The sequence below is a fragment of the Variovorax sp. UC122_21 genome (assembly GCF_044056785.1).
Taxonomy (GTDB): Bacteria; Pseudomonadota; Gammaproteobacteria; order Burkholderiales; family Burkholderiaceae_C; genus Variovorax.
Map to the genome: position 1 here is coordinate 1,555,777 of NZ_CP172003.1, position 11,629 is coordinate 1,567,405.

11 protein-coding genes and 3 pseudogenes are annotated in these 11,629 nt (G+C 69.4%); 7 read left to right on the plus strand and 7 right to left on the minus strand.

Features of this window, described 5'->3' with window-relative positions; genetic code table 11:
* Positions 1-72 precede the first annotated feature (72 nt).
* Positions 73-996: an HpcH/HpaI aldolase/citrate lyase family protein gene (locus ACHMXE_RS08005; RefSeq protein ID WP_395345410.1), complete on the plus strand. Its 924-nt coding sequence runs from the start codon at positions 73-75 to the stop codon at positions 994-996.
* On the opposite strand, the gene ACHMXE_RS08010 is transcribed toward ACHMXE_RS08005, so the two are convergent.
* The 4 genes and pseudogenes from ACHMXE_RS08010 to ACHMXE_RS08025 form a co-directional block, all read right to left on the minus strand.
* Positions 977-1,747: an amidohydrolase family protein gene (locus ACHMXE_RS08010; protein WP_395345413.1), complete on the minus strand. Its 771-nt coding sequence runs from the start codon at positions 1,745-1,747 to the stop codon at positions 977-979. The genes ACHMXE_RS08005 and ACHMXE_RS08010 overlap by 20 nt on opposite strands.
* A gap of 157 nt (positions 1,748-1,904) precedes the next feature.
* The gene (locus ACHMXE_RS08015; protein ID WP_395347460.1) at positions 1,905-2,207 is read right to left on the minus strand and encodes a tripartite tricarboxylate transporter substrate-binding protein; all 303 of its coding nucleotides are present in this window, start codon (positions 2,205-2,207) and stop codon (positions 1,905-1,907) included.
* Positions 2,208-2,280: 73 nt separating this feature from the next.
* Positions 2,281-2,880: pseudogene (locus ACHMXE_RS08020) on the minus strand (tripartite tricarboxylate transporter substrate binding protein); the annotation flags it as partial.
* A 292-nt stretch (positions 2,881-3,172) separates the two neighbouring features.
* Positions 3,173-3,475 (minus strand): annotated as a pseudogene (locus ACHMXE_RS08025) (cupin domain-containing protein); the annotation flags it as partial.
* 174 nt (positions 3,476-3,649) lie between these two features.
* Here ACHMXE_RS08025 and ACHMXE_RS08030 point away from each other — a divergent pair.
* Genes ACHMXE_RS08030 through ACHMXE_RS08055 form a run of 6 tightly spaced genes read left to right on the plus strand, consistent with a single transcriptional unit; the run spans position 3,650 to position 8,601 of the window.
* Positions 3,650-4,828 carry an acyl-CoA dehydrogenase family protein gene (locus tag ACHMXE_RS08030; protein WP_395345416.1) on the plus strand — a complete coding sequence of 393 codons (1,179 nt, stop codon included), beginning with the start codon at positions 3,650-3,652 and terminating at the stop codon, positions 4,826-4,828.
* A gap of 43 nt (positions 4,829-4,871) precedes the next feature.
* Positions 4,872-6,077, plus strand: a complete 1,206-nt coding sequence (locus tag ACHMXE_RS08035; RefSeq protein ID WP_395345419.1) for a CaiB/BaiF CoA transferase family protein — start codon at positions 4,872-4,874, stop codon at positions 6,075-6,077.
* On the plus strand, positions 6,074-6,517 hold the full coding sequence (locus ACHMXE_RS08040) for a CoA transferase (protein WP_395345422.1): 444 nt from the start codon (positions 6,074-6,076) through the stop codon (positions 6,515-6,517). Before ACHMXE_RS08035 ends, ACHMXE_RS08040 begins: the two co-directional genes overlap by 4 nt.
* Positions 6,424-7,197, plus strand: a complete 774-nt coding sequence (locus ACHMXE_RS08045; protein ID WP_395345425.1) for a CoA transferase — start codon at positions 6,424-6,426, stop codon at positions 7,195-7,197. Before ACHMXE_RS08040 ends, ACHMXE_RS08045 begins: the two co-directional genes overlap by 94 nt.
* Entirely contained in the window at positions 7,194-7,700 is a 507-nt protein-coding gene (locus ACHMXE_RS08050) for a MaoC family dehydratase (protein WP_203207946.1), read from the plus strand. The genes ACHMXE_RS08045 and ACHMXE_RS08050 overlap by 4 nt, the downstream gene beginning before the upstream one ends.
* Positions 7,701-7,752: 52 nt before the next feature.
* Positions 7,753-8,601 (plus strand): GntR family transcriptional regulator, encoded by an 849-nt coding sequence (locus ACHMXE_RS08055; RefSeq protein ID WP_395345429.1) that lies wholly within the window; start codon positions 7,753-7,755, stop codon positions 8,599-8,601.
* Between the two features lie 110 nt (positions 8,602-8,711).
* Here the strand turns inward: ACHMXE_RS08055 and ACHMXE_RS08060 are convergent, their stop codons facing one another.
* From ACHMXE_RS08060 to ACHMXE_RS08070, 3 genes and pseudogenes are all read right to left on the minus strand, one after another.
* Complete coding sequence (locus ACHMXE_RS08060; RefSeq protein WP_395345432.1) at positions 8,712-9,662, minus strand: SMP-30/gluconolactonase/LRE family protein; 951 nt, start codon at positions 9,660-9,662, stop codon at positions 8,712-8,714.
* A gap of 1 nt (position 9,663) precedes the next feature.
* Positions 9,664-10,609 (minus strand): annotated as a pseudogene (locus ACHMXE_RS08065) (amidohydrolase family protein).
* A gap of 8 nt (positions 10,610-10,617) precedes the next feature.
* Positions 10,618-11,583: a Bug family tripartite tricarboxylate transporter substrate binding protein gene (locus ACHMXE_RS08070; RefSeq protein ID WP_395345435.1), complete on the minus strand. Its 966-nt coding sequence runs from the start codon at positions 11,581-11,583 to the stop codon at positions 10,618-10,620.
* Positions 11,584-11,629 lie beyond the last annotated feature (46 nt).

An 11,629-nucleotide genomic window follows, 5' to 3' on the forward strand; every position in this document is an offset into this window, starting at 1 on the left:
AATCATCGTGTACGGACAACTGGAAGTCAACCACTGCTAGTGGAAATCCCTGAAGAGCAAGAGCACCAATTCATGGACTCTCATAGTTGTACGTACAATATGAGAATGGACCAAGAATACCCGAATGCTTCCTTCGCGGCCGCCTGCGCCTGGCTGTTCGTGCCGGCGGATCGCCCCGAGCGCCTCGCGAAGGCGCTTGCCAGCGGGGCCGACGCGGTGATCGTCGACCTCGAGGACGCCGTGGCCGAAGTCGCGAAGCGCCGCGCGCGCGAGCAGTTGCGCGAGGCGCTGGGCGCGCCGGGCGCGCGCGTCTGCGTGCGCATCAACGCGGCCGACACGCCGCATTTCGAGCAGGACCTGGCGCTGCTGTCGCTGCCCCGCGTGGCCGCGGCGATGCTGCCGAAGGCGTGCAGCGTGCAAGACCTCTCGCGCGTGCGCGCGGCGATGCCGCACGACGCAGCGCTGTTGCCGATCGTCGAGTCGGCGCGTGGTCTTGCCGCCGCGCGTGAACTGGCGCGGGCGCCGGGCGTGCTGCGATTGGTGTTCGGCTCCGTGGACTTCCAGCAGGACCTCGGCATCGAGGGCGATGACGAGGCCTTGCTGTTCGCGCGTTCGGAGCTCGTGCTGGCCTCGCGCCTGGCCGGCATCGGCGCCCCCGTCGATGGCGTGACCCTGTCGACGAGTGACCTGGCCCGCATCCATGCGGACGGTGTGCGCGCGCGGCGGTTGGGCTTCGGCGCCAAGCTGTGCATCCACCCGGCGCAGATCGCGCCGGTGCGCGAAGCCTTTGCCCCGGATGCGGCCGCCCTGGAATGGGCGCACGGCGTGATGCAGGCGGTGGAGGCGGCCGGCGGTGGCGCGGGAGCGATCCGCTATCGCAACGAGATGGTGGATCGCCCCGTCATCGACGCGCGCGCGAAGTCTGCTGTCCAGGGCCCGTGCATGAGCGGGGCGCGGCGCAGCTTCGCGCGCCTTGCTACGCCGCGGGTGGCGTGAAGCCGTAGAGCCGCTGCGCATTGGTCGCGAGGATGGCGTCGCGCCGTTGCGTGTCGGGCACGGCGCGCCCGAGCACGTCGAGCAGGTCGCCCGGGTTGGGCATGCGCCCGCGGAAACTCACATGCGGCCAGTCCGATCCCCAGACGCAGCGCTGCGGTCCGGCTTCGGCCAGGGCCGCGGTGAACTCGAGGGTGTCGTCGTAGGGCGGCCCGGCCTCGGAATTTCGAAACGCGCCCGACAACTTGACCCAGGCGCCGTCGCGCACCAGCGCGCGCAGCGTGTGTCCTTCGACGCCACGGCCCTGGCCGGCGTGCACGTAGCCCATGTGGTCGAACACGGCCGGCACGCGCAGGCGCGAGATGCCGGGCGCCAGTTCGGGCAGGCGGCGCGACTCGACCAGGAACTGCAGGTGCCAGCCGAACTCGAGGCACACCGCCTCGTATTCGGCCAGCGCCGCCACGCCCACGCCGCCGCCGGTGGTGGTGTTCAACCGCAGGCCCACCACGCCGGCCGCCGCGAGCGTCTCCCACTCGGCGTGCGCGAGGTCGTGCGGCGCGACCGCGATGCCGCGCAGGCGCCCGGGCTGCTCGCGCAAGGCCTGCAGCAGCAGGGTGTTGTCGCTGCCGTGCACGCTGACCTGGACCAGCACGCCGTACTGCATGCCGGTGGCGTCGAGCATGCGCAGATAGTCGGCTGCGGGGGCGGGCCGCGGCGTGTAGCTGCGACCGGCGATGTACGCGCGGCCGATCACGTGGGCATGGGTGTCGACCGCGCCGGCCGGCAGCCGAAAGCCGCGCGGCGGGTGGGGCGCCGGGTCCGGTGGCGGGTCGATGTCGTCGGGGGCGCGCGCCGCATGGCCGGGTTGTCCGGCATGCGGCGCCGAGGCGTGGGCTGCATCCATGCGTGCATCACTCCTGCTTGACCCGGCCCGAAGCCACCATCTGCGCCATGAACTCGTTCTCGGTGCGCATCAGGCGCTCGTAGTCGGCACCGCTGCCGCCTTGCACCAGCGCGCCGAGCTTGGCCATGCCGGCGGTGAAGCGGGTGTCCTGCAGCGCCGTGCCGGCGGCCTTCTGCAGTGCGGCCACCAGCGCATCGGGCGTCGCGCTGGGCGCGGCGATGCCGAGATAGGTCGTGACGTCGAAGGGCTCCTTGCCGAGCGTGGACACGGAGGGCACTTCGGGCAGGGCCTCCAGCTTCGATCCGAACACCGCCAGGGGGGATCAGGTCGCCCGACTCGATGTAGGGCCTGGAGGTCGAGATCTGGTCGGCACCGACCTCGATCTGGCCGGCCAGCATGTCCTGCAGCATCGGGCCCGAGCCCTTGTAGGGAATGCCGTTGAAGCGCACCTGGGCCACGGCCTCGAGGTTCAGCATCGCCAGGTGGTTGGGCGTGCCCAGGCCGCTGTAGCCCATGGCGACGCCTGCCGGCGCGGCCTTGGCGGCCGTGACCACATCGGCCAGCGACTTGTAGCGGCTGCCCTTCTTGACCACCAGCACCAGCGGCGTCTTGCTGACCAGGCACACGGGACGCACGCTCGCGGTGCTGTAGTTGACCTTCACCAGGTGCGGCGTGACCGAGAACACGCTGGGCGCGGAGAACAGCAGGGTGTAGCCGTCGGGGCGCGCGTTGACGACCGCGTTGGCGCCGATCGCGCCGCCCCCGCCCGCGCGGTTGTCCACCACCACGGGTTGACCCAGCGCCTTGCCGAGCGCATCGCCGAACAGGCGCGCCGTCAGGTCGGCGTTGCCGCCGGCCGCGTAGGGAACGATGAGGGTGACGGCGTGGTTGGGATAGCCCTGCGCCGAGGATTGCGCGAAGGACTGCGCGGCCTGCGCCGCGACGGCCGCGGCCGCGCCGCGCAGCAAGGTTCTGCGTTGCATGAGGATGTCTCCGGTGGTTGCTGGGGTGTGCGGTGCCGCGACGCTTCAGTCGGGCGCGAAGAAGGCGCCCGCCTTGAAGACCGTGGGCTGCGAGGCGGCGCCGTTCTTGCGCGCATCGCCGGCGGCATAGCCGCCCGAAGGATCGCGGCGGCTTTGCAGCGCCTCGCGCGGAATGGCGAACTTGGGGGTCGAGCTCGGACGAGTCCTTCACCAGCGCCGCGCCGACCCGGAACATCACCAGGTTGCCGCCGGCCTCGTTCGCCTGGAACGAGTAGCGCGTGCCGCGCGGCACGGTCACGCCTTCGAAGGCCCTGACCTGCGTGGTGCTGCCGTCGCCGAAGTTGAAGGTCGCTTCGCCCTGCAGGATCAGGAAGACATGGTCCTCGATGTCGTGGCTGTGGAGCGCGTTCTCCCCGCCGGACGAATAGACCTTCGAGTGGGCCCACAGCATCGGCGACAGGCCGAGAAGCTCCATGGTGGCGCCGCCTTCGAGCAGCGGCAGGTTGCGCATCGAGAAGCGCAGGCGGGCTGCGTCGTCGCTGGCGGAGGCGTGGATGGCGGCCAGGTCGTTCATCGGAATCCTTTCGGGGGTCATTGCTTCATGTTGTACGTACAACAATGAATACTAACGATCATGCCCTGGGTGCGCTTTCGGGTTTTCCCGTACGGATTTCACTAAGGGAAACAATGGAATCGAATGCACGCGATTCGTTGACAGGAGGGTGAAGGTCCAAATATAGTTGTACGTACATATTCAGAAAGAGACCGAATGGACCTGCACCGCAACCTGCGCACCATCGACCCGGCCGAAGAGGCCGAGCTTCTTGCCGCCATCGATCGCTGGGTGGAGCGCTCGCTCACGCCCGAAGTCGTGCGCGAACACGATCACGCCGACACCTATCCGCATCGCATCGTCGAGGAGATGAAGGCGCTCGGCCTGTTCGGCGCCACCGTCTCGACCGAATACGGCGGGCTGGGCCTGCCCGCGAGCACCTACGCGAAGATCGTGATGCGCATCTCGTCTGTGTGGATGGCGGTCACCGGCATCTTCAACTCGCACCTGATGCTGGCGCTGGCGATCGAGAAGTTCGGCACGCCGCGGCAGAAGGCCCTGTGGCTGCCGAAACTGGCCTCCGGCGAAGTGCGCGGCGGGCTGGCGCTGACCGAGCCCGACGCCGGCACCGACCTGCAGGGCATCCGCATGACCGCGCGCCGCGAGGGCGACCACTACCTCATCAACGGCACCAAGACCTGGATCACGAACTCGGTCGAGGGCTCCTGCTTCGCGCTGCTCGTGAAGACCGATCCGCAGTCGCAGCCGCGCCATGCGGGCATGAGCCTGTTCATCGCGCCGAAAGGCGAGGGCTTCTTCAGCAGCCGCAAGCTGCCCAAGCTGGGCTACAAGTCGATCGACAGCGGCGAACTGGTGGCCGATGGTTTCCGCCTGTCGGCCGAGCATCTGATCGGGGGTGTCGAAGGCCAGGGCTTCTACCAGGCCACCGGCGGGCTCGAGCTCGGGCGCATCAACGTCGCCTCGCGCGGCGTGGGCATCGCCGAGGGTGCCTTGCGCCTGGCGACCGAGTACGCGCAGGTCCGCAAGACCTTCGGCAAGCCGATCGCCGAGCACCAGGCGATCGCGCTCAAGCTCGGCGAGATGGCCACCCGCGCGCGCGCGGCGCGGCTGCTCACGCTCGATGCCGCGGCGAGCTTCGACCGGGGCGAGCGCTGCGACATGGAAGCGGGCATGGCGAAGTACTTCTCGTCCGAGGCCGCGCTGGAGAACAGCATCGAGTCGATGCGCATCCACGGCGCCTACGGCTACTCGAAGGAGTACGACATCGAGCGCCTGTACCGCGATGCGCCGCTGACCTGCATCGGCGAAGGCACGAACGAGATGCAGCGCATCATCATCGCGAAGCAGTGGGTCAAGAGGAACCCGGTCGCATGAGCCGCGGCGATTTTTCCCGGACGACCAGCGCGGAGGCCCGGCGATGAACGCGCGAACTCAGCCCCCGCGGCGCCCTTCCGACCAGCCCCTGGCCGGCGTGCGGATCCTGGCGGTCGAGCAATTCGGCGCGGGTCCCTACGGCACCATGTTCCTCGCGCACCTGGGTGCCGAGGTGATCAAGATCGAGAATCCCGCGACCCGGGGCGATCCTTCGCGCCAGACCGGCCCCTACATGCTCGGGCCGGACGACAGCCAGTACTTCCAGGGCTGGAACAGCAACAAGCGCAGCGTGGCGCTGGACATCAAGTCGCCCGAAGGCCGCGCCGCCTTCGAAGCGCTGGTGCGCGATGCCGACGTCGTGCTCAACAACCTGCGTGGCGACCTGCCGGCGCGCCTGGGCCTGGACCACGAGACGCTGGGCCTGATCAAGCCGGCCATCGTCTGCGCCCATATCTCCGCCTACGGCCGCGACAACAGCCGCGCCGCATGGCCGGGCTACGACTATCTGATGCAGGCCGAGACCGGCCTGATGCACCTGACCGGCGAGCCCGACACGCCGCCGGCCCGCGTGGGCGCGCCCTCGATCGTCGACCACATGACGGGGATCACCGCGATGGTCGGCCTGCTGGCCGCCTTGCTGCGGGCGCGCGAGACGGGGCAGGGCTGCGACGTCGACACCAGTCTCTTCGACGTCACGCTGCACCAGCTCGGCTACGCGGCGACCTGGCTGCTCAACGAGGATCACGTGGCGCAGCGGCAGCCTCGCAGCGGCCACTATTCGCTCGCGCCGGTGCAGACCTTCCCGACGGCCGACGGCTGGATCTTCGTCATGTGCATGACGCAGAAGTTCTGGGAAGCCCTGGTGGCCGCGCTCGGCCAGCCGGCGCTGGGCGAGATGCCGGAGTTCGCCGATGCCGAATCGCGCAATCGCCACCGCGGCCTGCTGACCGGAATGCTCGATGCGCACTTTCGCACCCACGACACGGCCCATTGGCTGCAAAAGCTCCAGGGCGTGCTGCCGGTGGCGCCGGTGCGCAGCCTGGACGAGGCGCTGCATTCGGACTTCTTCGCCGAGAGCGGGATGCTGGCCGAGCTCGACCATCCGGCCCGGGCGCGCCTGCGGATGCTGGCCAATCCGTTGAAGTTCGATGGTCGCCGCCCCGCGCTGCGGCCCTGCGCCGCGCTGGGCGCAGACACGGAGGCGGTGCTCTCGTCCGTCGAGAAACCCGTGCAGGAGGACCTGGCATGAAGCTGGCAGGCATTCGCGTCGTCGACCTGAGCAACTTCCTGCCCGGCCCCTACCTGAGCCTGGAGATGGCGGATCACGGCGCCGAGGTGATCAAGGTCGAGCAGCCCGGCGAAGGCGACCCGGGGCGGCACATCGGCCTGGCCGACGGTCCCCACACCGTGTTCTTCCGCAACCTCAATCGCGGCAAGAAGAGCGTGGTGCTCGACCTGAAGACCGAAGCGGGGCGCGCGCGTCTGCTGCAGCTGGCCGACAGCGCGGATGTGTTCATCGAATCCTTCCGTCCGGGCGTCGCGCAACGGCTGGGGATGGACGCCGAGACCCTGCGCGCGCGCGCAATCCGCGGCTCGTGTACTGCTCGATCAGCGCGTTCGGCCAGGACGGGCCCTGCGCGGCGCGGCCGGCGCACGACCTGGCCGTGGAGGCGCTCAGCGGCGCATTGAGCCTGAGCCTCGGTGCCGACGGCACGCCCGCGATTCCCGCCCTGCCGGTGGCCGACCTGCTCGCCGGGCTCCAGGGCCTGTCGGGAGTGCTGATGGCGCTGCTGCGGCGCGAGCGCACGGGGCGCGGCGATCGCATCGACATCGCGATGCTCGACTGCATGGTGGCCGCGCTGCGCAACGTCACCGGCCCGACCTTCGCCGAAGGACGGCAGCCCGATCCGAAGCTGGAGCGAACCGCTGGGGGCAGCGCCTTCTACCGGCTCTACGAGACACGGGACGGCCGGCACATCGCGCTGGCCGGGCAGGAGCCGAAGTTCATCCATGCGCTGCTGGGCGCGCTCGGCCGTGCCGATCTCGCACCGCTGGTGCTGCGTGGGCCGGGTGCGCACCAGCAGCCGGTGATGGACTTCCTGGCCGATGCCTTCCGGCAGGCCACGCGCGCCGAGTGGGAGCAGCGCCTGGGTGCGCTCGATGTCTGCTTCGGCGCGGTGAACACCCTGCCCGAAGCCTTCGCCGATGCGCAGCTGCTCGCGCGCGGCATGGTGCTGCGCGACGCGGAGGGCCGGCCCCATGTCGCCAGCCCGATTCGATTCCTGGACGAACCCGCGGTCATCGATCTCGATGCGCCCGCGCTCGACCAGCACCGCCACGAACTGTTTTCCGAGGAACCCCATCCATGACCCGCACCGCCATCGAGATCCAGCCCGGCCGCTTCCGCGAAAGCTTCGGCCGCCACTTCGAGGACTTCGAGGTGGGCCACGTGTACGAGCACCGGCCCGGCCGCACCGTGACCGAGAACGACAACATCTGGTTCACGCTGCTCACCATGAACACCCACCCGCTGCACTTCGACAACGAGTACGCGGCGAAGTCCGAGTTCGGACGCGCGCTGGTCAACAGCTGCCTCACGCTGTCGATCGTGGTGGGCATGAGCGTGAGCGACGTGAGCCAGAAGGCGATCGGCAACCTGGGCTGGAACGACATCAAGCTGACCGCGCCGGTCTTCTGCGGCGACACGCTCTACGCCGAGTCCACCGTGCTGGCCACGCGCGAGTCCGCGAGCCGGCCGACGCAGGGCATCGTGACGGTGCGGACCGTGGGCCGCAAGGCCGACGGCACCGAGGTGATCAGCTTCGAGCGCAGCGTGCTGGTGCCGAAGCGCGGCCACGCGCTGGACGACTGAGGGCCCTGGCGGCGCGGGCTCGGGCCCGCGGGGGGTGATGCAGAATCGCGGCATGCCCACTCCGAAGAAGTCCGCCCCTGCCCGAGGGGCCGTCGCCCGCAAGAAGTCGCCCCAGGCGCAGGGTGCCGGCCAGCGCGGCCCCCAGCCCACCCGCCTGGCCGGCACGTCCGGCGAGCCGCTGTGGCGCCAGCTGGTGCAGGCGCTGCGCGAGGACATCATCAAGGGCGTCTTTCGCGTCGGCGTGCAGCTGCCCACCGAGGAAGAACTGTGCGAGCGCTTCGCCGTGAGCCGTCACACGGTGCGCGTGGCCTTGCAGCAATTGCGCGCCGACGGCCTGGTGTCTTCGCGCCAGGGTTCGGGCACCACGGTGATGGCGCCGCCTCCGAGCACGCCGTTCAACGTGCACCAGGTCGCGTCCATCGACGAGCTGATCGCCTACGCGGCGGAGAGCCGCTACGTGGTGGACCGCTCCGAGGTCATCGAGAGCCACCAGGTCTCGCCCGACGAGCTGCCGTTGCCGGAGAAGCGCAGCTGGCTGCGCCTGCAGGGCTTCCGGTTGGCCCAGGCCACCGAGGCCGCGGACACGCCGCCGGTTTGCTGGACCGAGGTCTTCGTCGCCGCGGAGTTCGCCGGTGTCGAGCGTCTCCTGCCGCGCCGCAGCGGTCCCATCTGGCAGCTCATCGAGGACATGTACGGCGAGCGGCTGGTGGACGTGGAGCAGAGCCTGCGCGTGCGCACGGTGCCGGCGGAAGTCGCCGCGGGGCTCGATGTGGACCCCGCATCGAGCGTGGTGGAGGTGCGCCGCACCTACCGCACGTCCTCGGACCAGGTGGCTGAAGTCTCGGTCAACCTCTATCCGGCGGAGAAGTTCAGGTTCAACATGAAGTTGCGCAGGGCTTGAGGGCCTGCGCGCCAGCGGCTTCGCACAGGTTCTGAACAGGCAAGTCGCAACCGGCCTCGTTCACGGCTTCGACCCGACCGCGCAGGGATGGATCGTGGCCCTCGTTCCGTTCAGTGCCGATGTTTCGCTTGTGCTTCGTCGAGAGGCGGCAGGCCATGCAACGCAACGCCCGGTACGTCGAGTGCGTGCATCAGCACATCGCCATGGGTGGAGTCGGTGACGAACAAGGTGGATCGTCCCGGCCCGCCGAAGGCGATGTTCGTCGTCGACGCACCGGCGGGTCCACGCAGCACCACCACGGGTTCCGCGCTCGGGTTGAGCACCCAGACATAGCCCAGGCCGGGATTGGCGACCAGCACCCGGCCTTGCACGTCGACCGCCAGGCCATCGGGCCCGCTGGGTCCGTAGGACGTGAAGAACTGGCTCACCTTCGCGACGCTCCCGTCGGCCAGCAGCGGCACGCGCCAGACGCAGTTTCCTCGCGTGACCGCCAGGTAGAGGATCCTGCCGTCGGGAGAGAGGGCCACGCCGTTCGGACTGGGCACGTTGGACAGCAGCAGGTCGAGCTGCCCGCCGGGGCGCAAGCGAAAGAGCCGCCCCGACGGATCGTGCAGGCCGCTCTGTCCCTGGTCCGTGAAGTAGATGTTGCCCTCGGCATCGAGCACGAGGTCGTTCACGCCCTTGAAGCTTTCGGTATTGCGCCGCTGCAGGTGCGGCGTGACGCGCCCGGTCGGCACGTCCACCCGCATCAGGCCGTTCTTGTAGTCGGTGACGAGCAGGGTGGTCGGGTCGACGAACTTCATGCCGTTCGGTTCGCCGTCGTACTCGGTCACCTGGGTCCACGTGCCCGCGGGATCGATCCGGAAGATCCGGCCGAAGGGGATGTCGCAGACGTAGAGGTTGCCGGCGTCGTCGAACACCGGCCCCTCGAGGAAGGAGTCTGTCGCGACACCGCCGCGGTTCGCATCGGCCCAGACGCTGCGCTCGCGCCGCCGCAACGACGGCGGCATCGACGTGAAGGTTTGCAGTTCCAGTACCTGGGGCGCTTGCAGAAGGTACATGTCAATCTCCTTGGCGGGTGGCGTCGCGACCGCCGATGATGGGCGTTTCCGAGCCGGCGTGCTCGCTCGAGAACCCATAGAGCTTCGCGGGGTTGTCCACCAGGATGCGGTCGCGCATGGCGGCGGTGCCACACCAGCTCGCGAGGACATCGAGCAGATCGGCATCGTTGACGGTCTCCGGGGCTTCGGTGGTGTGCGGCCAGTCGCTGCCCCACACCAGCCGTTCCGGCGCGGCGGCCACCAGTGCCCGCCCGAGACCGAAGGCATCGCCGTAGGCGGGTGCGCCGTCGCGCGACCGCATGTAGACGCCCGACAGCTTCATCCAGGTGTTGCCGCCATCCAGCAGCCGGCGCGCCGTGGCGCAGGCCTCGCCGTCGACGCCGTCGCGCGGGTCGATACGGGCCAGGTGGTCGATGACCAGCGGCACCGGCAGTTGCGCGAGGATGGGCGCGAGCTCGATCAGTTGCTCGGGATGCACGAAGACCTGGATGTGCCAGCCCAGCCGGGCCACCTTGCGTGCCAGCGTGGTCAGCATCCCGGGGGTGGTGACGCCCCACGACTGCGGCGTCACGAAGTTCACGCGCAAACCGCAGATGCGCTGCGCCGCGAGGGCATCGAGTTCGCTGTCGGGCACCTCGTGGTGGACGACCGCGATGCCGCGCGCCTGCTCGCCCAGTCGAGCGACCGCGTCCAGCGTGCAGGCGTTGTCCGTTCCATAGGTCGAGGGATTGACCACGACCGTGCGAGAGGTTCCGAGCCGCTGTTGCAGGCGGAGGTAGGCATCGACTTCTGCGCGCGGTGGTTGCCGCGTCCAGTGGGGGGACGGCGCGAACCGTGGCTCGAAGATGTGCATGTGGCTGTCGCAGGCATGGCGGGGCAACGCCAGCGCGGGGGCGGTTGGTGCCCACCGAATGGGGAACCTTCTGCGCGTCGGGCACGAGGGTCATGGCGGCCATCAATCGAGCTTGATGTGGCCCTTGCGGATCACTTCCGCCCACTTCGCATCTTCCTTCTTCAGGAACCCGGCGAACTCGGCCGGCGTCGAGCCCACGGGCTGCACGCCGACGTCGACGAAGCGCTGCTTCACCTCGTCTTCCTTCAGCACCTCGACCACTGCCTTGTGAAGCCTGTCCGCAATGGGCGCGGGCGTGCCGGCGGGCAGCAGCAGGCCGTTCCACTCGTAGGCTTCGTAGCCTGGCGCGACGGTCTCTCCCAGCGTTGGAACCGCGGGCAGTCGCGGCGAGCGCTGGGGCGAGGATGCCGCCAGGGCGCGCAGCTTGCCGGACGACACCAGCGGGTACGACGCGGCGATGGTGCTGAACATGAAGTCGACCTGGCCGCCCATGACGTCGACGATGGCGGGACCGCCGCTCTTGTAGCCGACGTGGACCATGTCGAGGCCCAGGCGCTGGCGCAGCAGTTCCGCCGCGAGACGCTGCACGGTGCCGCTGCCGCCGGATGCGAAATTGATCTTGCCCGGCTCGGCCTTGGCCTTGGCGACCAGGTCCTGGATGCTCTTGAGCGGCGAGTCCGCACGCACGATCACGATGTTGGGCGCCAGTGCAACGAGCGACAGCGGCTGCAAGGCGCCATCGGCGTACGGCATCCGGGGAAAGAGATGCGGATTGATCGAGTAGGGTGTCGCGTCGTAGAGCACCGTGTAGCCATCGGGCGCTGCCTTGGCGGCGAAGCTCGCGCCGATCGTGCCGCTGGCGCCCGCGCGGTTGTCGACGATCACGCTGGTACCGAGCTTCGCGCCGATGCGAACCGCGAGCACGCGCGCCAGGGCATCGGCCGATCCGCCGGGCGCGTAGGGAACCACGAGCGTGATGGGCCGTTCCGGGTACCCGGCATGGGCGAGGTGCGCGAACGCGGTGGCGCACAGGCACGCGGCGAGCAGGCGTCGGATGAACTTGGTCATGGTGTCTTCGATGTGAGGGTCGTTGGCGATGCGGTGCGATGGTGAC

Excerpts from the sequence above, each read along its gene's own strand:
- ACHMXE_RS08055 (WP_395345429.1), top strand. The coding sequence starts at position 7,753 with ATGCCCACTCCGAAGAAGTCCGCCCCTGCCCGAGGGGCCGTCGCCCGC.
- ACHMXE_RS08030 (WP_395345416.1), top strand. The coding sequence starts at position 3,650 with ATGGACCTGCACCGCAACCTGCGCACCATCGACCCGGCCGAAGAGGCC.
- ACHMXE_RS08035 (WP_395345419.1), top strand. The coding sequence starts at position 4,872 with ATGAACGCGCGAACTCAGCCCCCGCGGCGCCCTTCCGACCAGCCCCTG.
- ACHMXE_RS08040 (WP_395345422.1), top strand. The coding sequence starts at position 6,074 with ATGAAGCTGGCAGGCATTCGCGTCGTCGACCTGAGCAACTTCCTGCCC.
- ACHMXE_RS08050 (WP_203207946.1), top strand. The coding sequence starts at position 7,194 with ATGACCCGCACCGCCATCGAGATCCAGCCCGGCCGCTTCCGCGAAAGC.
- ACHMXE_RS08070 (WP_395345435.1), bottom strand. The coding sequence starts at position 11,583 with ATGACCAAGTTCATCCGACGCCTGCTCGCCGCGTGCCTGTGCGCCACC.
- ACHMXE_RS08005 (WP_395345410.1), top strand. The coding sequence starts at position 73 with ATGGACTCTCATAGTTGTACGTACAATATGAGAATGGACCAAGAATAC.
- ACHMXE_RS08060 (WP_395345432.1), bottom strand. The coding sequence starts at position 9,662 with ATGTACCTTCTGCAAGCGCCCCAGGTACTGGAACTGCAAACCTTCACG.